The organism is Mucilaginibacter ginsenosidivorax, from assembly GCF_007971525.1.
Taxonomy (GTDB): domain Bacteria; phylum Bacteroidota; class Bacteroidia; order Sphingobacteriales; family Sphingobacteriaceae; genus Mucilaginibacter; species Mucilaginibacter ginsenosidivorax.
The window spans coordinates 927,009-951,381 of the sequence record NZ_CP042437.1 but is presented as its reverse complement, the minus strand read 5'-3'; the positions used below and the strand labels follow the sequence as shown (position 1 = coordinate 951,381).

10 protein-coding genes are annotated in these 24,373 nt (G+C 43.6%); 5 read left to right on the top strand and 5 right to left on the bottom strand.

What is annotated here, in order from left to right; genetic code table 11:
- Positions 1 to 339: 339 nt before the first annotated feature.
- A complete protein-coding gene (locus FSB76_RS03855; RefSeq protein ID WP_158642833.1) occupies positions 340 to 4,446 on the bottom strand; it encodes a hybrid sensor histidine kinase/response regulator transcription factor in 4,107 nt (1,368 codons plus the stop codon).
- Between the two features lie 436 nt (positions 4,447 to 4,882).
- Between FSB76_RS03855 and FSB76_RS03850 the strand changes: the two genes are divergently transcribed.
- Positions 4,883 to 8,044: a GH92 family glycosyl hydrolase gene (locus FSB76_RS03850; protein WP_147052276.1), complete on the top strand. Its 3,162-nt coding sequence runs from the start codon at positions 4,883 to 4,885 to the stop codon at positions 8,042 to 8,044.
- Positions 8,045 to 8,704: 660 nt separating this feature from the next.
- Here FSB76_RS03850 and FSB76_RS03845 read toward each other — a convergent pair.
- The 4 genes from FSB76_RS03845 to FSB76_RS03830 all read right to left on the bottom strand — a co-directional run bounded on the left by FSB76_RS03845 (position 8,705) and on the right by FSB76_RS03830 (position 15,373).
- On the bottom strand, positions 8,705 to 10,978 hold the full coding sequence (locus tag FSB76_RS03845; RefSeq protein WP_147052275.1) for a GH92 family glycosyl hydrolase: 2,274 nt from the start codon (positions 10,976 to 10,978) through the stop codon (positions 8,705 to 8,707).
- Positions 10,979 to 11,290: 312 nt separating this feature from the next.
- Complete coding sequence (locus FSB76_RS03840; protein WP_147052274.1) at positions 11,291 to 12,700, bottom strand: sugar porter family MFS transporter; 1,410 nt, start codon at positions 12,698 to 12,700, stop codon at positions 11,291 to 11,293.
- Positions 12,701 to 12,746: 46 nt separating this feature from the next.
- Complete coding sequence (locus FSB76_RS03835; RefSeq protein ID WP_225976410.1) at positions 12,747 to 14,558, bottom strand: class I mannose-6-phosphate isomerase; 1,812 nt, start codon at positions 14,556 to 14,558, stop codon at positions 12,747 to 12,749.
- Positions 14,559 to 14,638: 80 nt separating this feature from the next.
- Entirely contained in the window at positions 14,639 to 15,373 is a 735-nt protein-coding gene (locus FSB76_RS03830; RefSeq protein WP_147052273.1) for a GntR family transcriptional regulator, read from the bottom strand.
- A 290-nt stretch (positions 15,374 to 15,663) separates the two neighbouring features.
- Between FSB76_RS03830 and FSB76_RS03825 the strand changes: the two genes are divergently transcribed.
- The 4 genes from FSB76_RS03825 (at position 15,664) to FSB76_RS03810 (ending at position 24,364) form a co-directional block, all read left to right on the top strand.
- Complete coding sequence (locus FSB76_RS03825) at positions 15,664 to 16,962, top strand: glucosidase family protein (RefSeq protein ID WP_147052272.1); 1,299 nt, start codon at positions 15,664 to 15,666, stop codon at positions 16,960 to 16,962.
- Positions 16,963 to 18,022: 1,060 nt separating this feature from the next.
- Positions 18,023 to 21,169 carry a SusC/RagA family TonB-linked outer membrane protein gene (locus FSB76_RS03820; RefSeq protein ID WP_147052271.1) on the top strand — a complete coding sequence of 1,049 codons (3,147 nt, stop codon included), beginning with the start codon at positions 18,023 to 18,025 and terminating at the stop codon, positions 21,167 to 21,169.
- 22 nt (positions 21,170 to 21,191) lie between these two features.
- Positions 21,192 to 23,135, top strand: a complete 1,944-nt coding sequence (locus tag FSB76_RS03815) for a RagB/SusD family nutrient uptake outer membrane protein (RefSeq protein ID WP_147052270.1) — start codon at positions 21,192 to 21,194, stop codon at positions 23,133 to 23,135.
- A 56-nt stretch (positions 23,136 to 23,191) separates the two neighbouring features.
- Positions 23,192 to 24,364, top strand: coding sequence for a DUF5000 domain-containing lipoprotein (locus tag FSB76_RS03810; RefSeq protein WP_158642832.1), 1,173 nt, complete (start codon positions 23,192 to 23,194; stop codon positions 24,362 to 24,364).
- Positions 24,365 to 24,373 lie beyond the last annotated feature (9 nt).

Sequence of the window (24,373 nt, the reverse complement as noted above, 5' to 3'; positions counted from 1 at the left end):
GTTCTTTTTGGTAACGGTTCACTACAGGTAATAATGGCAGCAGTACTCATTGTTGCAATAAGTTGTACTATTCGCTTGTTATCATTATAAGTTATATAGCTGCGCAAACCTTTGTAACTTTTTTGTTCCTAAAATAATATGGTCGGTAAACCTGCGTTTATCGATGTGATATTACGGTAGACTGTTATCTAAATAAAATTAAATGTGGTTAGTACATTTATAATTGGCAGCACTAAGATGAGCATAATAAATACCGTGTACGAGAGGTAAATTCATACAACTTGAGGGGGTAATTGGTAAAATTCGACGAATATTTAAGTTCTTCGGGTTTTTAAGAATTTAGCTTTTGCTGATTTTTACCTTCACCACACTCCTGGTGATATTGGCGTGAAAAGGAACGCGGAATTTTTTGATGTAATCAGATGGATTGAGCCCAAAAAGTTTGCTAAACTGTTCTCTGAAATATTTGGGGTCATTAATGCCAACTTTGTAGGCAGCTTCAGAAACTGTACAATCCGTATTAAGGAACAGCTCCGCAGCTTTTCGCAGGCGTATAAACCGTATAAACCCGTTGGCAGATTGACCCGAAATAGCCCTGATTTTTTTATAAAGATTGGAATGGCTCATTCCTACCTCATCTGCAAGGGTTTTTATGCAAAAATCCCCATCGCTTAAGTTATCTTCCACAACCTTGATGCAAGCTGCTAAAAACTCTTTATAATCAGGCGGCACCTTAAGGTCATTTGATTTTAGGGTGATTTCATTATAAAAATATTTCTGCAGGCTGTTTTTACTTTTAAGAATACCTTCAACACGCGCTAAAAGTAATTCGCGTTCAAATGGTTTACTGATATAATCGTCGGCTCCGCCCTCAATCCCTTTAAGTTTAATTTCGGGCGATGAACTTGCGGTTAATAATAACACCGGTATGTGGCTTAGGGTAGCATCTTCTTTAACCCTGCTGCATAACTCAATACCGCTTAATCCTTGCATCATTACATCACTAATAATGATGTCTGGCAAAAACTGGTACACCTTATCAAGCCCGTCGGCGCCATCTGCGGCTTCAAAAATTTCGAACTTTGGCGAGAAAATTTGTTTTAAATATTGCCTCATTTGTTCATTATCGTCCACAATAAGCATAGATTTTGACTCAAAATCAAAAGGGTCGCTTTTTTTATTTTTAGCAGCATTTGAGTCTTTGCTCAAGCCGGGCACTTCCTCATAACTTTCAATAAGCTCATCCAGAAAAACAGAGGTTTCTATAACATCTTCAAAAATAAGATTTGGGCTTAAATGCTCTTTACCTTTTAACAGGCAAACCTTAAATATGGTGCCAGCGCCGTTTAAACTGGTATAGCTAATGTTTCCTTTATGGCTTTCAACAAACTTTTTTACCAGGTAAAGGCCAATACCAAAGCCGCCATTAAATGACGATTCATTTTGCACCTGGTAAAACTTATCAAATAATTGTTCGCCTATATTTCCTGCTATTCCACACCCTGTATCTTTAATTTCTATGTTTACAAAAGTTTCTGTTTGCGAAATAAAGCAATTTACCATGCCATTGTCCGGGGTAAATTTTAAGGCATTTGATATTAAATTGAATAAAACAATTTCTATCTTCTCCCGATCGGCAAAAACTTCTATAGCATCGGTTTCAGAAACAAAATCAAACAATATATTTTTGCTTTTGGCCTGGTGGCTAAAGCATAAAAAAACCTCTTTACATAAGTTTACAATATTCAGCCTCACAATTTTAAGGCTGTCGGTTTCGCTCTCTGCTTTTCTGAATAGCAATAGTTGATCAACCAAACTTAAGAGGCGACGAGCATTACGGAAAACTATACTTAAGTTGGTGGTTTCGTTTTCTTTTGCCCCTGGGTTAAATAGCAGCTCTTTAACAGGGTTTATTATTAAGGTGAGTGGTGTCCTGAACTCATGCGAAATGTTGGTAAAAAAAGATAATTTCCGTTCGTTCAGCTCTTTTTCTTTTTCGGCAGATATCTGGGCTATTTTTACTTCGTACTTTAACCGCGCGGCGTTGCTGCGGTAGCTTAAGTAGTAATAAATAAGTGTGGAAATTATTATCAAATAGCTTAGATAAGCCCACCATGTTTGATACCATGGGGGCAAAATTTTTATCTTAAATGTTGCATAGTTTTCAAACCAGATACCATCCTGGTTGGCTGCTTTAACTTTAAATACATAGTCGCCGGGTGGCAAATAGCGGTAGGTAACTGATTTTTGATTTTTTACGTAATTCCAGTTTTTTTCTAATCCAGCCAGTTGATACGCAAATTCACTTTTTTCGGCATAGGCATAGTTTAACGCCACGTATTGTATCGAGAAAACCGGTTGATCGGGATTTAGGGTGATTTGGGTAGATTCATTAATACCTGTATTTAATATACTGTCTTTTTCACCTACTTCAACTTCTTTGCCGAATAACTGGAGGCCGGTAATCAAAACTTTGGGCTTAAATAAGTTTTGTTTAACATTGGCCGGATAAAATACATTGTAACCTTCGGTACCGCCAAATACCATAAATTTTTTAGTACTGCTGTACATGGACGAACCCGGGTTAAACTGCCCGGCTTGCAGCCCTTCAGAGCTATCGTAATTAATAATCTTACCCGTTTGCAGGTCAATCCGCGATAGTCCTCTGTTGGTACTTATCCAAATACCGCCGGCCTCATCTTTTTGTATCGCATTTACAGTATTGTCAGCCAATCCACTTTTCTCGGTATATCTTTTAAACTTTTTGTTTTTTATATCATATACAACAAGGCCATCTCCTTCGGTACCTATATAAAGATTCTTTTTTTCATCTAAATACAAAGAATAAATAAAATGGCTGGGCAAATACTTTTCTGCCTCGTTGTCACTAAAATAGTTAACAAACTTATTTTGATTTTTTATATAATATTTAAGGCCGGATGCCGAGGTCCCTATAAAAAGGTTGCCATTACCATCTTCGGCAAGTGCCCGTATATAATCTGATCCAATGCCGCTATTTTGTGGGTTGTAGTTAATAAACTTATCACTGCCTGCTGGTAATAAGCTCAAGCCTCCTCCATTAGTACCAACCCATAAATTATTTTTTGAATCATCAATGATCGACCTTACATCGTTTAAGCAGATACTTGTAGGATCATTTGCTTTATGGTAAAAATTAGTAAAAGAATCAGTTGTTTTATTGTACCTGAATAATCCATGCGTGTACGACCCAAACCACAACGTGTTAGCGTGATCTTTATACGCGCAGAGTATATTATTACTGGTTAAGGAGCCTTTTTGTCCGTTGGCCCTATAATATTTTACAACCTCGCCACTTAATTTTTTCTTATATATCCCATCGCCATCGGTACCCATCCACAGGTACCCTTCATCATCCATACACATTCCATAGTATCTTAAAAAGCTACTGCCATAGTTATCTTTTAGTTCGCTCTGGAATTTTTGAAATTTTTCCGGAACGTTGCTCAATAAATAAATTCCATCACCATAAGTGCCAACCCATGTGTTTTTATCCCGGTCCTGGAATAAAGTTTCAATAGTACGTGCGGTAATGCTATAATTATCTTCCGACCTAACCGGATCAATAGTAATATCTTTATAAGATGACTTTTCCGCCTTGTCGAGATTTATAGTATATAAGCCTCCATCCAACAGGCCAACAAGCAGATTTTTATGTTCATCCTCTAAAAGCGAAAAAAAATAGTTGCTTCGTAATTTATAAGTTGATCCTAAAAAAAGGTGGAAGTTATTTTCTTTTCTGTTGTAAAGTACCAGGCCTTTACTGGTTGCTATCCAAATGTTGTGATTATGATCTTCATAAATACAAGTAATGAGGCCCTGAGGTATAAGTTTAAGTGGAAACTCAGCGTTTATGTTTTTTGAAACCACGCCATTGCTGGTATTAAAAACATTAAGTCCACCGTCTCTTGTTCCTACCCATAATAGTCCATAACTATCTTCGATAACATTAGTGACAGATAAATCGCCTAATAAACCAGGCTGCTCTTTTTTAGTGTAGTTTTTAAACTGGTGGGTTTTTATGTTATATGAGGAGAATCCCGATGCACCACAAGAAAACCACAACAGCTTTTTTTTATTTTCGAAAATGCTGTTTACGTTGTTTAAATAGTTTGACGGAACACCTGGCGGGCTAAATTTTATAAAACGCTCTTTATTGGTATCAAATTTATAAATCCCCCTTCTTGATGATATCCAAATATCTCCCTGGCTGTCTTTAAATATACTTTGAACATAATTACTTGGCAGGCTATAAGGATTATTAGGTTCAAATTTAAACACCTTGAAGTTTGTACCATCAAACCGGTTTAAGCCATCGCTGGTTGCAAACCAGATAAAGCCCTTGTTGTCCTGCGTTATCCCGTTGATTATACCAAATGAAAGACCATCTTTCAATGAGTATTTCATTATCTTTTTTGTAAATAAATTTTGAGAAAAACATACAGAAAGGGCAGATACTCCCACCAGGGTAAATAATAATTTTCTCATTAAGTGTTTATAACAGGTTTTGTAAAGGCCGGGTGTTCTGTAAAGAGCCACCCTACTCAAATGTAGTTTATTTTAAATAAAATAATAATATATATAAAACAATAAATTTCAAACAATGGCGCTCGCGCCCGTTTAATTTATAGCCCAATTATATGGTGGTCGCATCTATGGCCTGTTTTTTTTCGGTAGGCATTCCGTTGATGGTACCCTGTCAATAAAAATTTATTGGTTGTATTGTATAAAAAATTTGCGCAATGAAATATTTTATGTATTTATGTACATACATTATAATGTAATTCATTTTACAGTTATTAATGTACCGGCAATAATTTATGCGCAAATCAATTTTGAATATATGTTTATAAGGATTAATAGAAAAAGTGTGCTTTTAATGGCCGCATTGTGCTTTACATTAAACAGAGGTTTTGCCCAACAAGGCACAATCTGGCAAATAGGCAAGGCCGACCGCAGTAGTTTGGGGATGGCGTTGGCTCCTGCAGCATACCAACATTTTTTAGACCATGACTTTGGATGGGAGGACCGCTTTTTTCTGATCGGGCTATCTAAACCCGAAATTGATTGGCCATATGTATTACCTGGCCCGAATGATGACTGGGGCGGCACGGGCGGTACTTCGGGCATTCATTCGCAGGTGCTTAATATTTTGTTTGGTGTAAAAACTTTGCCGGTTAATGGGGGGTATAGTTTTACCATAAACATGGTTGGCTATAATGCCGCCTCGCCGCCATTGGTAAAGGTGGTCATCAACGGCCAGTCGTTTGAAACCCGGCTGCCAAACGGCAAAAACAATAAGGTTGTTGAGGGCGACCTTAGTGAAGCCAATCCTTATACGCTAACCATCCCCATAAAAAACGGCCTGTTGCACAAAGGTGGAAACGAAATCCAAATTACCTCGATAGATGGCTCATGGCTGGTATTTGACCAGGTTAAACTGGATGGTCCAAAGGAACTACAACTAACCGCTCCCGGTAATATCTTTTTGCGCAGCGTTAAACCCGCGGCATATGATATTGAAGATGGTAAAAAAAGATATCAGCCGCTGCTTGTTGATGCACAGCACCTGAGCGGAAAACCTAAATTGCTGGTTAAGCTGGACGGCAAGATAATTTTTTCCGATAAACTGGATTCGGCGAGGTATGTGTTTGAAGCGCCTATGCCGGCTGTTGCAGCCGCAAAAAAAAGCAGCTACGAGGTTTTTTGCAACGATACTTTGCTTGAAAAAGGAGTAGTGCTGCGGTTGCCCAATAAGCTACAAACACCTGCAGATTATGTTGATACGCGCCTGGGTTCGGCTCACTCCAGGTGGATGATTGCACCTGGTCCCTGGATGCCTTTTGGGATGGTTAAACTGAGCCCCGATAACCAAAACGGGGGCTGGATGGGTGGTTACGATCCCACTTTTGAAAGTATAGGTACATTTAGCCACATTCATGAATGGACAATGGCCGGCCTGGGTATGATGCCCACCAGCGGCCCGCTGCAAACCCGTATTGGCGACGAGCGTAAACGCGATGGCGGTTACCGCTCGCAGATTGATAAATCGAGCGAGGAAGCGCCTTTAGGGTATTATAAAGTAATGCTGACCGATTATCACATTAAAGCCGAGCTTACGGCAACCACCCGTTGCGGTTTTGAACGTTATACCTACCCCAAAACCGAAAATGCAAGGGTAATGATTGACTTGAAAATCCCGGCGGAATATGGTTACAGCCTAAAGGATGTTACATTAAAGAAGGTTAGCGATACCCGGATAGAAGGATCGAGCAAGCAATTTACCAAGGATGCATGGTCGGGCGGGGTCGATCAAAACTATACAGTTTATTTTGTGATTGAGTTTGACCGCCCAATACGCAAATTTGGCACCTGGGTAAATAATAAAGTAGGGGATGGTGATATTGTAGGTGCTATTGACCCTAAAAATGCGGGCGCTTATGTGGAGTTTGGTACCCGCGAAAACCAGGTGGTACAAACCCGCACCGGCATATCACTGGTGAGCCTTGATAACGCGGCACAAAATTTAACAGAAGAAATTACCAAACCGTATAACTGGAACTTTGAAAAAGTACGTGAAGGCCAAAAGGAAACCTGGAATAAGCTATTGGGGCGCCTGGAGATAAGCACCAACGATAGCCGCGAAAAAATGCGGTTTTATAGTAACATGTTCCGGGCGCTGGCCAGCCGCAATACCTGGAGTGATGTAAACGGGCAATGGATTGATGCCTCGAAAAAACTGCAGCAATTGAAAGACCCTAAATCGCCGGCAATGGGTTGCGATGCGTTTTGGAACACCTTTTGGAACCTTAACCAGTTTTGGAACCTGGCAACGCCCGAATGGTCGTCAAACTGGGTAAAATCTCAACTGGCTATGTACGATGCTGATGGCTGGCTTGCAAAAGGTCCCGCCGGGATGAACTACGTGCCGGTGATGGTAGCCGAGCACGAGATCCCGCTGATGGTGGGCGCGTACCAGATGGGCATCCGCGATTATGATTCGCAAAAGGTGCTTAAAGCTGTGGTGAAAATGCAGACTACGCCCGCACAAAAAGTAGGAAAGGCAGGCTTTGCAGGAAATGAAGACCTGGAAGCCTATTTAGAATACAAATATGTGCCGTATGATAAAGGGCGGTTTTCAAACACAATGGAGTACGCTTATGACGATTGGACAGTTTCGCAACTGGCAAAGTCATTAGGCCGTAATGATATTTACGACACCTTTAAAACCAGGTCGGGCTATTGGAAAAATGCGATGGATACAACAATTGGGTATTCGCGGATGAAAAATTCAGATGGTATCTGGTATCCAAATTTTGATCCTTTCCGGTCGGGCGCTAATGAGCATTATGTAGAAGGAAATGCGTGGCAGCTCACGTTTTTTGTACCCCAGGATGTTCCCGGCCTGATACAGAAAATAGGCCAGGATAAGTTTATCGACAGGTTGAGCTGGGGCTTTAAAGAGAGCTACAAGCTGAGGTTTAATGCCCCCGGCGATCAGTATTGGGACTACCCGGTGATACAGGGCAACCAGCAAAGTATGCAGTTTGCGTTCCTGTTTAACTGGGGCAAACACCCCTGGCTTACCCAAAAATGGAGCCGCTCGGTGGTCGATCGTTTTTACGGCTTTGGTGTAGCCAATGCCTACCTGGGCGATGAAGACCAGGGGCAAATGAGTTCGTGGTTTATAATGAACGCCTTAGGGCTTTTCCAAACAGATGGCGGTGCCGGTGCACACCCGATATACGAAATAGGAAGCCCCATTTTTCCTAAAGTAACCATTCACCTTAACGGCGCGTACGGCAGGGGGCAAAGCTTTACCATCGAGGCTAAAAACGTATCGAGGGATAATAAATATGTACAAAGCGCTACACTTAACGGTAAAGCGCTGCAATCCTTCTGGTTTCCCGCATCTGAATTGTTAAAAGGAGGGGAGCTAAAGCTGGAAATGGGCCCCGAACCTAATAAGTCATGGGGTATTAAGGACTTGCCGGTTACGCAGTAGGTAATTATAGCTCCCGCATTTGCCTGGGACTAAACTTGCGAAGTTTTTAAACTTCGCAAGTTTTTTTGATTATACTCGGATCGGACAGTTGTATGTAATCTACAATGCGAGGTTCGCAAGCGGATACTTGGTTACTGACTATGATATGTTTAAAAACGAAAGTCATCCCGAACTTGTTTCGGGATCCCACAGGATAGGTGACCCGCATGAAGTACACTTAGCATGTGGGGTGCCGAAACAAGTTCGGCATGACATTGAAGATTAAACCGATGTCACACCTCCTGTCATCCTGAGGTACGAAGGATCTATCAGCTATGCATGAGCGATAGAAAAGTTCGCTAATAGATGCTTCGTTCCTACCCATGACAAGTTTCATTTTCTGTCATCCTGAGCGATAGCGAAGGATCTATTGTACGCCATGCATAACCGCCAATAAAGTTCGCGAATAGATCCTTCGTGCCTCAGGATGACAGTGGTTTATTTTTAATTGTCATTCCCTCTTTCAGAATTTCGCTAAATTTTACCACTCAGCATGACAGTATTTTATTTTTGAATGCTATTTCCCTTCAGGATTTTGTGAAATTTTATCACCCAAACATGACACTTTAAGGGATACCATTACCGGCAGATTCGCTGGATTTTACAGCTCAGGATTAAAGTTTAATTAGCGGCAGCGCTCATATACAACTCCAGCTTGCCGCCGTTTACAATATCTTTAAAGCTGATATGGTTACCCTTTAAGGTTTTACCGTTTAGCTTTGCCGTACGGATGTAAATGTTTTTGGCCGAATTATGATATGCCTTAATCTCGAATGATTTTCCCTTGAAATAGGATGGGTTCAAATTGATTTTAATATCGCTAAACAGGGGGCTGGTAATATCAATCCTTAAATCGGGCGATGTGCCGCCGTTCATTTCAAATAAACCCATCGAGCTTAATACAAACCAGGCACCCATCTGGCCTTCGTCTTCGTCGCCATTCCAGCCAACGTAGGGCGAGGCATCATAAAAAGTGTTCAGTATCTTCCTGGTATAATATTGGGTAAGGGATGGCTTGCCTGCATAATTAAACAGGAAAGCTGCCTGCATATTTACCTCGTTGCCCTGGTTAATATAATATTCGGCCGATTGCCCCATAGTACGGTCAAGCGCGTGCGCCGCAAATTTGTGTACCTCAGATTTTTGAAAGCCGATGGTTAGCCGCTTTAAAAATTCATCCTTATGGATATAATTGATTAAACCCGGAACATCATGCGGCACATATAACGAATATTGCCAGGAGTTGCCCTCCACAAAATGACTAACAGAAAAAAGGTCGAAATCAGGGATAAATGAGCCATCTGCTTTCCTTGGCGTAACGTAGCGGCTTGCCGGGTTAAAAACGTTTTTCCAGCTTGCAGATCGCTTTAAAAAAAAGTTATAATCATCATCCTTATGCAGCAATTTAGCCATCTGGGCTACGCACCAATCATCGTACGCATAATCTAATGCTTTTGAGGTGGCACCTTTTTCAACAGGTACAAAGCCAAATTTGGCATAATCAGTTATCTGTGGATTGCCCGGATTGCCCCCGCAGGTAGGAGTGGGTTCAACCTCCATCGTCTTTTTCATGGCGCGGTAAGCTATCTCAGCATCTTTGGTTACTATGCCTTTTAAATACGCGCTGGAAATCAATGCCATTTCATGCGAGCCCTCCATAATGCCCGAGTACTCAATCCCCGCAGGGCCTTTAGATAGCCAGCCTGTTTTTTCATACATTTCCAGCTGCGTATCTACCAGTTGCTGCACCATATCAGGCGATGTCAGGGTCCATAGCAGGTTCAAATTCCAAAAGGTATTCCAGTAAGCATCGCCACCTATCATTGCAGTGCGCCCGGCCGGTAATTGCTGTACATTTTCGCAGGCATCGGTATATTTTCCGTTGGCATCGCTCATGATCATCTTGGCAGTGAAACAGCGGTAAAAATTGGTGTAAAATTTCTTCTTATCGGTTTCGCTGCCACCGGTTACCGCAATGCTTTTTAGGGTATTATTCCATATTGTCCGGTTATGTTTTACCAGGGCGTCAAAATTCCAGCCGAAATCTTTCAACTCGGTTTTAAGATTGAGCCGGGCCTGGTCCATATTAACAAATGAGATCCCTGTTCTGAGTATTACCTGTTCGGTTTTGGAGGTTGGGTAGGTAACGTATGCACCCAACTCGCCCGATCCTTTGATCTCTTTATTGCTCTTAACTGCCGATTGGTTTCCATATCCCTCAAAATCATGAAAAGGCTTGTTAAACTGCATTACAAAATACAGGGTATAGTCATTAAAATTGGCCGATGCTGTTTTGGCATAACCCTGTATCTCGGAGTTGGACACTTTAGTAATAACAGCATCTTTCAGGTCATAACCATACTCTGCCGGGATGTTAAGCTGGATCATGATCCGGTTCGAGCTGTCTTTGGCAAAAGTATAGCGCTGCACACCGATACGTTCGGTTGCAGTCAGTTCCACCTTAACCTGCGGGTCCAACAGGAAAACAGAATAGTACCCCGGCGAGGCCTTTTCATCCTCGTGCCTGAACCTGGAGTGGTAACCGGCCCCGGCCCCTTTAAACGGTTCGTCGGGCGCGCCTGGTGATGTGGACAGATCGCCGTTGGCAGGCATGGTCAGTAGGCCCGCCATTGTCCAGCCGTGTAAAAAGCTAAAGCCATGGATACTCCCTACGGCATACTCATAACCGCCCTGCCAAACACCTCTTTGATTATCGGGGCTAAGCTTAACCATTCCGTTGGGCATGGTGGCACCAGGGAACAGCATCCACCGGGAATTAGATGTGCCGATGAACGGATCAACATAATCAACCGGCTGTTTTGTTTGCGCGGCGCCGCTTAAATACACGCATGAAATTGCCAGGAACAATACAGCCGTTTTGCGTATCCTTATCATATTGCTTATTTTATATATCGTTAAGAGCCTCACCTAAATCCTCTCCAAAGGAGAGGATTTAAAAAACATGTAAATCAAGAACCCTCTCCCCAAGACTGCTGGGCACACACAAGTCCCTATAAAAAGAAGTTGTCATTTCGAACGAGGTACGAGGAGAAATCTTTAACGCCCTGCATCAACATGGCCCCTCGGAATGCAAATCGCATAAGATTTCTCCTCACCCCCTCACACAATCCCACTCTGTTCGTTCGAAATGACATTTTCTTTTGGTAAAATGTGTACTCACATTAGTCTTTGCGGGCAGAGTGAGGCCTAATGCCCCGCCCAAATCTCCTGAACCTCCTCAAGCGATTTACCCTTGGTCTCGGGCACCAGTTTATATACTACCCAGAATGATAGCAGGCAGCAAGCCGAGAAAAACCAAAAGGTAGCTGCCGGCCCAACCGAGCCTAAAAACATGGGTGTAAGCTGCCCCACAATAGTATCGGCAATCCACATCACCATGATACTTAAAGCCAAAGCCCTGCCACGTATTTTGGTAGGGAAAATTTCTGAAGCGATAACAAATTTGAGCGGCCCGATAGAGAATGCGAAACAAGCCAGGAATAGTATAATGCTGATAACTAACGAGATGCTGCTGGTTGTACCTGCGTAAAAACAAATGCCCGTAAATGCCAGGCACACTGTGGCACCCAACGAACCTGCAATGTATAATGGCCTGCGCCCCATTTTATCAACCTTCCAGATGGCTATAATGGTAAACAGGAAATTGGCGATGCCAAAAACGATTTGCCCAAGTAGCGCATTGGTGATGTTAATGCCCGCATCGCTTAAAATACGCGGCCCGTAATATATTACAGCGTTAATACCGCTAAACTGCGAAAACAGGGGCAGCAGCAGGCCGATAAGCAAGGGTTTGCGCATGGCCGGCGAAAACACTTCTTTATATGATCCTTTCTCCTGGCTTTTGGTGTTTTGTATTAGCAGAGCATCTTTTTGCGCCGAAGCCATATTGGTAATTTTTGCCAAAATAGCTATCCCTTCATCATTTTTACCTTGCTGGATAAGCCAGCGCGGGCTTTCGGGTACAAAACATAAGCCTGTAAAAAATAGCAAGGCGGGCACTGTACCTAAACCCAACATGCCGCGCCAAACTTCCTTAACCAGTACCAGGTTTAAAATATCGCCCAATCCGCTGCCTTTATAGTTTAACGAAAAACTTAGTAAGCCCGCGTTGGTTAAATAGGCCACCAGTATCCCCGCGGTAATAGCCAGCTGGTAAAAGGTAACCAGGCGACCCCTCACGTTTGCGGGGGCAATTTCTGAGATATACAAAGGTGCTACAATTGATGCCACGCCTACGCCCATGCCACCAAGCATGCGTGCCAGTATGAGTAAGGTAAAGCCCGATGATAACGCCGAGCCAATGGCCGAAAGCAGGAATAATATGGCCGCCAACATTAACATCTTTTTGCGGCCTATCCGGTCGCTTAAATCGCCCGAGAAGGATACGCCGATAATACAGCCAACCAATGCCGATGATACAAACCAACCTTCTGTAGCTGATGATAACGAGAACTGGCTTTTAACAAAAGGCAGTACGCCCGAAATTACGGCCATATCAAAACCGAAAAGTAAACCGCCCAATGTTGCTACCAAAGTAATGGCCACCAAAAATAGGGTAGACCTGCTTTGTACAGACTTTGAATTTTGCTGGTTCATGAAATGGTAATTTAGGTAATGGTTTATTTTTATTTTAGATTTTTAATTAACAGCATTCATCCTTAACAAAGGCTTTTACCACTTTTGCCCTGCTGTTGCCGGTATTGGTCATTGTGTAGTTTATCGCATTGGCCGGTACAATAAATGTTTCGGCATAATGGATAACTTGCGTTAACCCGTTGGTGGTAACTTTTATGCTTTCGCCTTCTACCAGGCTTAATACATGGCATTGGTTATTGGTGTTTTCTTCAACAACGGTGTCAAATTCAAAACGCTCAACGGCGTAAAAATGCTCGGGATGCGTGGTAAGGTTAATTACCTGCCAATCTTTACCTTGTTTGGCTACCCTTTGTTTTGATATTAACGTGTCGGTAACCACGCTGCCTTTTCTGTCGAAGTTTAGATTTTCAAATGCCCTGTCGATATTTAATGTACGCGGGTTTCCGTTTAAATCCGGGCGAAGCCAATCGTACATTTTAAAGGTGAAAATATAGGGCGTGGCGCTTATTTCAAGTACCATATTGTTTTTGCCCGAGCAATGTACCGTGCCGTTTGGAATCAGGAAAAGGTCATGCTTTTTTGCCGGGAATGTTTGCACGTAGTCCTTTATCTCAACGGGCTGGTTGTTTTGAAAACTGTCTTCCAGTACAGCTTTAAATTCCTGTGCGTCAATATTATCCTGGAAACCCAGGTACACCTCGGCCCCCGGTTCGGCATCAAGAATATAATAAGTTTCGTCCTGGGTAAAATCTTCGCCAAAATTTGCCTTGGTGTAAGCTACGGTAGGATGACATTGCAATGAAAGGTTGCCGCCGTCAAAGGTATCCAGGAAATCAAACCTGATGGGGAAGGCATCACCAAATCTATCTGCCGCTTTACCTAAAATAGCCTGGCTGTTGTATAAAAACAGGGTATCTAATGATACTTCAAGCATATGGTCATCATATTCAAGTATAATGCCGTTTTCGGGTGCTATCAACTCAAACGACCATGCATAGTTTACCACGTCGTCGTTTAAGCCATTAATGTTATCTTTTATCCAGCGGCCACCCCATACGCCTGGTTCAAACCACGGCCGGGCCCTGAACATATGGCCAGATAGCTGTTTTAACGCGTTCCTGAGGGTATCGCCGGTTGCCCAGCTGATATCATCAATTCTTTGCTCGTCAACAATGATATCAACAGCAGGTAGTAATTGCTTTTTATGTTTATTAAGTACCGGCCAGTCAACAAAATAGAACCGTTTGTACTGTATTTTAGGGTCTGCAGGCTGGTGATCGCCAAGGTTACAGATCTTGTTGGCTCTCGACCTGAATTGGATTTCGTTTTTGGGTACATCCAGGTAAATAAGGGGTGCCTGCCAGCCGCTGAGTGCCGCGCCGCAGCCATAAATAATGTTCAGGCAGCCGTTCAAAGGCGTTATTTCGCTTAACAGTTCCTCGTCAAAAAAATCTGCCAGGGTATCTTCGTAAATCTTCCCAAACAAGGGGTCGTTGCCACCCATAAAAGGTTCTATTGTGGCATGGATAACCAATTCGGGTTTTAAGGCTTCATTAATGTTTATCCAGTTTACGTTTGCTCCCTTATTAATAAGCTCATTATTAAGGTGATTTACAAAAATATCCCAGTACACGCCCGAGTATCCATCAATAATGATGTTTTGCTGCTGCGCTATGATCCAGCTTGCCAGCTTTCCAAATCCGTTAAAAATAGGCCCGTCAATTTTAAACGTAGGGTAGATATCGTATCCAGATTTTTGTGCCGATTGCTTTTCAGCCGGAATAAGGAATTGGCTGGTCGACCTCAGTTCTTGAATATCAGGTTTGACATCATTTTTTAAAACGGGACCTCTGTTCATACAATCGTTATATGTTATAATGTGCAAACATATTAGATTTCATTTAAATTACAAACAAGTAATTAATATTTAGTTTCGGCTTAGCTTGTCCTTCGGCTTTCTACTGTATACTCAAAACTTTCGGCTTTGTAGTAACCCAGGTTATACTCCATTGGCCGGTCGCCCTGGTCAAATACAAAACGCTTCCTGAAAAGTACCGGGCTGCCAATATCAATCTCCAGTTTGCCGGCAATAAATTTATCGGCCGCTTTGGCGCTAATTTCTTCTTTTGATAAATCGGCAACTACAGAATGCTCATTTTCAAGCATTTCGTATAGCGGTTTTTTAAAATCCTCATCACCGGTAAGGCCAATCCTGGGGTGAAAATACGATACAAAATAAACAAAAGCTTCGTCGGCATTTCCTCTTAAGCGCTCCAGTTTCAGGATCTTTTTTTCGGTTTTTATATCAAAAAAGTTGGCTATATAATCGTCCGGGTACACCCAGCTTACATGTAGTTCGTAGTTTTTAATGATAATACCGCGAGCCTGCATTTCCTGGGTAAAACTTAGCCAGTTCATTGCTTTTGAGCTCATTTTGGGCTGGGCCACTTTTGTTCCCAGCTTTTTTTTCCTGATCAGGAGTTCCTCATAAACCAGTTTGTTGATAGCCTGGCGCAGCGTGGTCCTGGAAATGGCCAGTTTTTTTGCCAAATCTACTTCGTTGGGTAAAAGCTTACCTGCCTGGTATTCAGGGTCTTTTATCAGTTCTCTCAGCAGGTTTTCGGCCTGTATATGAAGAGGAACGCTGCTTTTATGATCAATTGAAAATTTCATGTTGGTATTTATCCAGGTTTTACAAACAGTATGGTGCAAATTAAATAATTTGTTAATTAACGGCCACTGTTTTATTAATATGTTTATCCCTTATGTGCTAAACAAAACATTCGGCTGTTTTTACCGGGATTGTCTGAAACTTAAAGATAGCTTTATATTTTCTGTAAATAAAACACGGAATAAATTTGGATTGAATTTTAATGTTTTTATGTTTGTACATATTTGTTGTCGGTGCCAGATAACAGCGTTATTATATCCTAAAATAGCTTCATTTATAAAATTAATCCTACATGAAAATACTTTTGCCTTTTTTTATTACGCTTTCTACGTTTACCGGCTTAGCTGCCAACGCTCAAACAACAGGTAAGGCGACGCTTGCCAAAGCTATCATGGCCGATGAACGGTTAGATACCATCCAGGCCAGGGCTTTAAAATTACTTTCGGGCTTTTCTGCAGGCACATCCTACAACGAGGTTTGGATCCGCGATTTTAATACTTTTATTAAGGGATCGCTCCGGGTGCATCCTAAGGATGAGGTTAAAACAAAGATACTACTATTTTTTAAGATCCAGGGCGACGATGGTAATATAGTTGATGGTGTGGTAGATAGCGCCAAAGCAAACGTGGGTTACAAATATCGTTACTCGCCTTTATTGCGTGGCTGGGCGGCCCATAAAAATACAGTGGAGACCGACCAGGAATCATCGCTGGTGCAGGCTGTAAAAAAGTATATTGATGTTACCGGCGATAAAACCATTTTGAATGAAGTGATTGGTGGCAAAACAGTATTGCAGCGTATGGAGGATGCTTTTATATACCTGCAAAAAGACCGCTGGTCTGCAAAGTACGGCCTGGTAACCGGGGCTACCACTATTGATTGGGGCGATGTGCAGGCCGATGGCGGCTGGGGTGTGGCTATTAACGATAAAACCAAATGGGCCATTGATATATATGATAATGCCATGTTTGTGATGGCCCTGCACGATTTTGTGGCCATGCAGCCCAAAGGCTATAAAGCCAAACAAAACTGGTCGGTTGTAGCGGCTGCTGTTACAAAAAACGTACGTAAATATCTGTGGGATAGTAAAGCGCAAAAGTATATCCCGCACCTGTACCTGAATGGCAGCCCCTTTACGCCCGATTTTAATGAAAAAGAGATCCTGTATTTAGGCGGGTCGATATGTGCGATACAGGCTGGTTTTAATACTCCGGCCGAGGTTAAAGAAATAAACCGCCAGATGGTGGCTGCAGCAGCTAAAGAAAAGCATGCAACTATCGGCATTACCGTTTACCCGCCATACCCAACAGAGCGCTTCCCGAACATGCACTCCTACGATTACCAGAACGGCGGCGACTGGACATGGTTTGGCGGCCGCATGATAGCCCCCTTATTATCATACGGTTATGCGAAGGATGCTTATGCCGAGTTATCGCCAATGCTGGATAGGGTTATAACCAACAAAGGTTTTTTTGAGTGGTACGATGTACGAAGCGGCACCCCGAAAGGTTCGGGCGATTTCAGGGGCGAGGCTGGTGTGCTTTATGATGCTATTACCGTTTTAAAACAATGGGCTGCCAGGAATAAATAAGGCTTGTGTAAGTAAAAAAGAAACACTCTCTTGAACGCCGGCTAAGACTCACCCGGCGAGGCTACGCCCGCCACCCTCTCTTCACCTGCGGTGGAAAGAGGGGCTTGAGTGCTCAATATCAATATATTATAGAGAAAAAAAATAATAAATTTTCAAGCCCCTCTTTCCGGCGAAGCCGAAGAGAGGGTGGCCAGCGCAGCGTAGCCGGGTGAGTCGTCGCCGCCATGCAATGTACGCCATCGCCCCTTTTCCGAGCTTCGCGAAATTTTATCAATCACCATGATGTGTTTGCAAGAAGCTGATTACCAATATCGAATATCCGTCATTGCTGGTAACCATCAGGTGAAACCTGGAGAAATCGTTATGACGTGCAATGGATATAGTTAAACGGATGCACTAAACGATCGTCATTGCGAGGTACGAAGCAATCCCCGATGTGCTAAGTCCCACATAGTTCGGGATTGCTTCGTACCTCATAATAGCGATACTTTAGTAAATTGATTTAGCTATATTTCGTTGCAAGTCATCTTCATGTTTTTACGTTTTATCTGCCGGATACTTACAATGACGCGTGGATGTGTACTTCATTAAAAGTATAAAAACATGATTGACAGGCCGCTTTGCGGCCTGTTTTGCGTTATGGCTTTCTGTGCCCTGCAAGATGTTTAAAACCCCTCACTTATGAGTTACTTTTATGTCATTAATTGAAACTTTTCTTTTAAAAAAGTTATACAAATGCACACAAATGCAATACAAATTACAACAACCTGTTTTGTGCCTTTTTAAAGTCGGTTTTTCCGTTGCATCCTCTCGTTTTTAGTGAATCTTTTTAAAATATTTTATAATGTATCAACATTTAATAAATATGTTCGAATGTTTACCATTATAATTAATATAATGGACACCTAAATCATTAAATCACAGGATAAAGTGACGTTTTAAGCACTGATTCACAACTTATTTAAATTTTATTTCAAAAAATTTTGTTTTTGTTATTTTAATATGTAATTATGTACATACAAATACCAAATTATATAGTCAACCTTTACACAAACCCATCATGAATGAAAGAATTTTTACCTATTTGAAGGTGAAGTACCTTTGTTGCTTACTGTTTTTATTGATCCTGGGGAAGGTATCCCTGGCGCAAACAGCATTTACTGTAAGTGGCAAGGTAACCGACAACAAAGGGCTGGTAATGCCCGGCGTAAGTGTTGCCGTAAAACATACCAAAAGCGGTACCATTACCACAGTTAGCGGCGATTACACCATTAAGGTGCCCAACGCCACCGATACCCTGGTGTTTTCGTTTTTGGGCTATGCCAAACAAGAGGTAGCCGTTAACCAGCGGCACACCATTAATGTAGTTTTGCTTGACGATAAAAACGACCTGAACGAGGTTGTGGTAGTAGCCTACGGTACCCAGAAAAAGGAAAGTATGGTAAGCTCTATCACTACAATTAACCCCAAAGAGTTAAAAGGGCCAACCAGCAACTTAACCACCATGCTTGCCGGCCGTATTGCCGGTTTAATATCGTACCAGCGCAGTGGCGAACCGGGGGCCGATAACGCTTCATTCTTTATCAGAGGGATAACCTCGTTTGGCTCGGGTAAAATCGATCCGCTGATATTGATTGATGGGATGGAGTCAACCACCAATACGCTGGCCCGCCTTCAGCCCGATGATATTGCCGGGTTTTCTATCCTGAAGGATGCAGCAGCTTCATCATTATATGGTGCACGTGGCGCTAATGGCGTTATCCTGGTTACCACCAAATCGGGCAAAGTGGGCGATACCAAAATGAATGTGCGGTTTGAAAATTCTACCTCAACAAACACGCAAAACTTTGCCCTGGCCGATAATATCACCTACATGAAATTATCAAACGAAGCGGCCCTTACCCGCAATCCGCTGTCGCCGTTGCCCTACACCCAAAACAAAATTGACCACACCATGGCCGGGGATAATCCGCTGCTGTACCCAAGTAACGACTGGATTGGCTCGTTAATTAAAAATTACACCAATAACCAAAGGCTTAACTTAAACATCAGCGGCGGTGTTAACCGGGCGCAATATTATATATCGGCATCGGCCAATAAAGATAATGGTGTGTTAAAGGCGCAAACAGGTAACAATTTCAACAACAACGTAAGCCTTAAAAGCTACGAGATCCGGTCGAACGTAAACGTAAAACTCACCTCATCTACCGAGGCCATCGTACGTACGTCCGGAGATTTTGATGATTATAACGGCCCAATAGGAGGTGGCGGCGCTGTTTTCGGCAGCGCGTTAAATGCCAACCCGGTGTTGTTCCCGGCCACATTCCCCGCGTCTGATCTGCCTTTGGTTAAGCACCCCTTATTTGGTAACGCGCCAAGGGGTTCAAACGGCGATGTTTATGATAACCCTTTTGCCGATATGGTATCTGGATTTCAGCAGTACAGCACATCAACCCTGAATGTACAGCTGGAAATTAAACAGGACCTGAAATTTATCACCGAAGGCCTCTCGGCAAGGGCCATGGCTTATACCCAGCGCTATGCTTACTTTAACCTGAGCAGGCAGTATACGCCGTTTTATTACGCGGCCAGCCCCTCGGCTACCGATCCTAAAGGTTATACCTTATCGTTATTAAACGAAAAATCGGCTACCGAATACCTTAACTACAACCAGGGCAATAAAGTAGTAAACAGTACCAACTACGCCGAGGTTGCCCTAAACTATAACCGCACTTTTAACAAATTACATAATATAAGCGGCCTGCTCATTGGTATACAGCGTAACTATGTTACCGGCAATGCCGGCGATTTGCAATCGTCGCTCCCTTTTCGTAACCAGGGCGTTAGCGGCAGGCTAACCTACGGGTACGATAACCGTTACCTGTTTGAAACCAACTTTGGTTACAACGGGTCGGAACGTTTTGCACGCAACAACCGTTTTGGGTTTTTCCCGTCAGTAGGCGTTGCCTGGAATGTTAATAACGAAAAGTTTTTTGAACCCTTAGTGCACACCATCACCAAGTTAAAGTTCCGCGCCACTTACGGTTTGGTGGGTAATGACCAGATTGGTAATGCCAACGACAGGTTTTTTTACCTATCCAATGTAAACCTTAACGATGGTACTTTCGGATCATATTTTGGCGAAAACTATGCCTACAACCGCCCTGGCGTTTCTATCTCCAGATATGCCAATGAGGGCATCACCTGGGAAAAATCAAAGAAAACCAATATCGGGATGGATTTGGGTTTGTTTGATGCCCTAAACATAACCATAGATGCCTATCATGAGCGCCGCAGCAATATTTTAATGCAGCGGGCCTATATACCCACTACCATGGGGCTTACGGCCCCCGTGAGCGCCAACGTAGGCGTGGCCGAAGGCAAGGGTGTTGATGTGGCTATTGATTATAATAAAAACTTTGGCAGCGCCTGGCTGCAAATGCGGGGCACATTTACCTATGCGGCCAGTAAGCTGCTGGTAAACGAAGAGCCTGCTTACCCGGCAAATGAACAATACCTGTCGCGCGTGGGGCAATCACTGGGCGAAGTGTACGGCCTTGTTGCCGAACGCTTGTTTGTTGATGACGAAGATGTAAAAAACTCGCCCAAGCAAAACTTTGGCGAGGTGAGGGGAGGCGATATCAAATACCGCGATTTAAACGGCGACGGGCAAATAACCGCGCTTGATATGATTAACGGCCTTGGTTACCCAACCACGCCCGAAATTATTTACGGCTTCGGCTTCTCGTTCGGCTATAAAAACTTTGATATCAGTACATTTTTCCAGGGATCGGCCCGGTCGTCATTTTTTATCGATCCTACGGCTATTTCTCCCTTTGTGGCCAATGGCGCTTACCAGCATGGTTTGCTTAACGTAGTGGCCAATGATCACTGGTCTGAAGATAACCGGAACTTATATGCTTTTTGGCCCAGGCTTGGTTTAACGCAAAATACCAACAATAACCAGCCATCCAACTGGTGGATGCGTAACGGGGCTTTTATGCGCATGAAAACCGCCGAATTAGGGTATAGTATTAAAGATAAAACCTTAAAAAAGTTCCATATATCGGGCTTAAGGATTTATGCCAACGGCACCAACCTGTTCCTTATCAGCGGCTTTAAGCTTTGGGATCCTGAGCAAGGGAGTAACGGGCTGGGTTACCCGGTTCAAAAAGTGTTTAACGTGGGGATAAATGTTCAACTGTAAATCCTGCTAAAATTTAATCGAGATGAAATTGTTAACTATATACACCCGGTATTCGGGCCTTTTGGGCCGGAAATCTATAGGCCTTGCCTTGTTGCTGCTCATAGTGGCAGGCATGTCGTCCTGTAAAAAAAGTTACCTTGATGTGGTGCCCGATAACGTGGCAACCATTGATAATGCCTTTGCCAACCGCAACGAGGCCGAAAAATATTTGTTTACCCTGTACTCGTACCTGCCGCAGGAAGGGCATCCCGATAAAAACCCTGCCTTCAGCGGTGGCGACGAAGCCTGGACCTACTGGCCCATGACCGAAGATTTCTTTTACCTTGACCCCTATAACATTGCCCGCGGCAACCAAAACCGGGCCGATCCTTACATGAACTACTGGGATGGCTATGATGGCAAATCGTTATGGCAGGGCATAAGGGCCTGTAATACCTTTTTAGATAATTTGGATAAAGTAACCGATTTGCAACCCTATGTTAAAGTACGCTGGGTAGCCGAGGCCAAATTTTTAAAAGCATATTTTCACTGGTACCTGTTCAGGATGTATGGGCCTATACCCATCATGGATAAAAACATATCCATAACAGCGCCGCCCGAAGAGGTTAAAGTATACCGCCAGCCGGCCGACTCGGTAGTGAATTACATTGCCCGGCTGCTTGACGATGCTGCCGCAGGCGACGATAACACCGGCTTGCCAAGTGTAATTACCAGCGCATCAACCGAGCTTGGCCGGGTTACCAAGGTAGCGGCCCTTGCTATTAAAGCACGTGTGCTGGTTACCGGTGCCAGCCCCTTGTTTAACGGCAATAATGATTTTGCAGGCTTAAAGGCCAATAATGGCAAACTGCTTTTTAACCCGCAGTATGATGCCACCAAATGGACAAGGGCTGCTGCCGCCTGTAAAGTTGCCATTGATGCTGCCGCGGCAGCAGGGTTAAAGCTGTATTATTTTGCACCGGGCATTACCGCTGTTGATGATGTAACCAAGGTAGAAATGAACATTCGGAATTCGGTTTGCGAAAAGTGGAACAGCGAACTGATCTGGGGCTTAACATCAAGCGGTAACCCAACCTTCCGGTTACAGGAGTATGCCATTCCGCAGCTCGACCCTAATAACATCAATCTTGATTTAAAAGGCAAGCTGGCGCCGCCGCTAAAAATGGCCGAGCTGTTTTACACCAAAAACGGCGTACCTATTGAAGAAGATAAAACCTGGGATTACGCCAACCGCTTTAAACTGCGCACCACCACAAGCGCCGATGCCGGTATGCAAAACGGCTACCAAACCGTGGGGCTGCATTTTGACAGGGAACGCCGTTTTTATGCCGATATGGCTTTTGATGGCTCAACCTGGTTTATGAAAAACGGCACCTATAATGTGCAAAGCAAACTGGAGCAATACTCAGGTAAAAAGCAAAGCCGCTTGTATTCCATTACCGGCTACTACACCAAAAAAATAGTGAACTGGAACCTGGTATTCTCATCAACCAACGTAACTGTTGAATCGTACCCATGGCCGGTAATGCGCCTGAGCGATTTGTACCTGTTATATGCCGAAGCGTTGAATGAGTCGGGCAATTCGGCTGCGGCTTTGCCCTACCTAAACCAGGTAAGGGCAAGGGCAGGCCTGCAATCGGTAGAGAGTTCATGGACCAATTTTTCTACCAATCCGGCCAAATATACCAGTGTTAGTGGCCTGCGCGACATCATCCGCCAGGAGCGCGGTATCGAGATGGCATTTGAAGGCAGCCGCTTTTGGGACCTTCGCCGCTGGAAAACCGCGCCGCAGGTATTGAGCGCACCAATTTATGGCTGGGATATTTTGCAAAGCAGCTATGAAGATTATAACCGCAGGGTGCTGCTGTACAGCCCAAGGTTTGTGGCCCCGCGCGATTATTTCTGGCCAATTAAAGAGTACAATTTGCAGGTTAATCCAAACCTGGTTCAAAATTCAGGATGGTAGTTAAAATGCAAATGATGTCGGTAAAAAAAATTATATCCATCAAAAAATATAAGATAATGAAAAAGATATTATTAATGTGCCTGATGAGTTTGGCTGTACTGGCCATTAACTCCTGTAAGCAGGATAAGCTTGAACCCGTTGCCAAAGATGGGGTTGCGCCGGGGCCGGTAACCAACGTAAGCGTCGAGAACCTGCACGGTTCGGCAAAAATAAGTTATGCCCTGCCTAACGATGCCGATTTGTTATACATCAGGGCCGTGTACACCACCAAACAGGGCGTAGTGCGCGAAACCAAAGTGAGCCGGTATAACAGTAACTTAACGGTAGTTGGCTTTGGCGATACCGATGCTTACCAGGTTACGTTGTACGCGGTTGATAAAAGCGAGAATGCATCGGCGCCAACCATGGTAACGGTGCACCCTTTAACGCCCTCGGTAAGGCTTGTTCGCGATAGCCTGGTGGTATCGCCCGATTTTGGCGGCATCAACGTAAAGTTTGTAAACGCTACCGAAGAGAGCCTGGCCATTGTTGTGCTTTCCAACGATTCGCTTAAACAATTTGTGCCTATCAATACCGATTATACCAGCCTTAAAAAAGGCGATTTCTCTACCCGGGGCCTGCCCGCAACACCTACCAAATTTGGCATTTTTGTGCGCGACAGGTGGGGCAACCTTTCAGATACCTTGATGGTAACGGTAACCCCATTGTTTGAGCAATTGCTCGATCGTACAAAAATGAAGGGCATAGTTTTACCTACCGATGCACCGCTTGGCTACGGCGGCAACATAGCCGGCCTTTTTGATGGCAACGTAAATGATGGCTTTTACCATACTGGCGATGCATCGAGGATGCCGCAGCAATTTACCTTTGATATGGGGGTAACTGCCAAACTAAGCCGCCTGGTGTGGTTTATGCGCCCAAGCTTCTTTTATACGCTGCACAACCCGCGGGTGGTTGAAATATGGGGATCAAACAACCCTAACCCCGATGGCAGTTATGATAGCAGCTGGACCTTGCTGGTTTCGCACACACAAATCAAACCGTCGGGCTTGCCCGAAGGGCAGCTTTCGCAGGCCGATATAGATGCGGCGCTTGCGGGCGAAACCGTAACCTTCCCGCTCAATACACCCAAAGTACGCTACATCAGGTTCAGGACATTAAAAAATTGGTCAAACGGGTCGTACGTCAATTTTTATGAGCTCATGATGTATGGAGATGCAACTAATTAATGATCAAAA

Bases quoted from the DNA above. Each gene is read 5' to 3' on its own strand.
- FSB76_RS03845 (WP_147052275.1), bottom strand. From the start codon at position 10,978: ATGATAAGGATACGCAAAACGGCTGTATTGTTCCTGGCAATTTCATGC.
- FSB76_RS03820 (WP_147052271.1), top strand. From the start codon at position 18,023: ATGAATGAAAGAATTTTTACCTATTTGAAGGTGAAGTACCTTTGTTGC.
- FSB76_RS03830 (WP_147052273.1), bottom strand. From the start codon at position 15,373: ATGAAATTTTCAATTGATCATAAAAGCAGCGTTCCTCTTCATATACAG.
- FSB76_RS03815 (WP_147052270.1), top strand. From the start codon at position 21,192: ATGAAATTGTTAACTATATACACCCGGTATTCGGGCCTTTTGGGCCGG.
- FSB76_RS03825 (WP_147052272.1), top strand. From the start codon at position 15,664: ATGAAAATACTTTTGCCTTTTTTTATTACGCTTTCTACGTTTACCGGC.
- FSB76_RS03850 (WP_147052276.1), top strand. From the start codon at position 4,883: ATGTTTATAAGGATTAATAGAAAAAGTGTGCTTTTAATGGCCGCATTG.
- FSB76_RS03855 (WP_158642833.1), bottom strand. From the start codon at position 4,446: ATGAAATACTCATTGAAAGATGGTCTTTCATTTGGTATAATCAACGGG.
- FSB76_RS03810 (WP_158642832.1), top strand. From the start codon at position 23,192: ATGAAAAAGATATTATTAATGTGCCTGATGAGTTTGGCTGTACTGGCC.
- FSB76_RS03840 (WP_147052274.1), bottom strand. From the start codon at position 12,700: ATGAACCAGCAAAATTCAAAGTCTGTACAAAGCAGGTCTACCCTATTT.
- FSB76_RS03835 (WP_225976410.1), bottom strand. From the start codon at position 14,558: ATGAACAGAGGTCCCGTTTTAAAAAATGATGTCAAACCTGATATTCAA.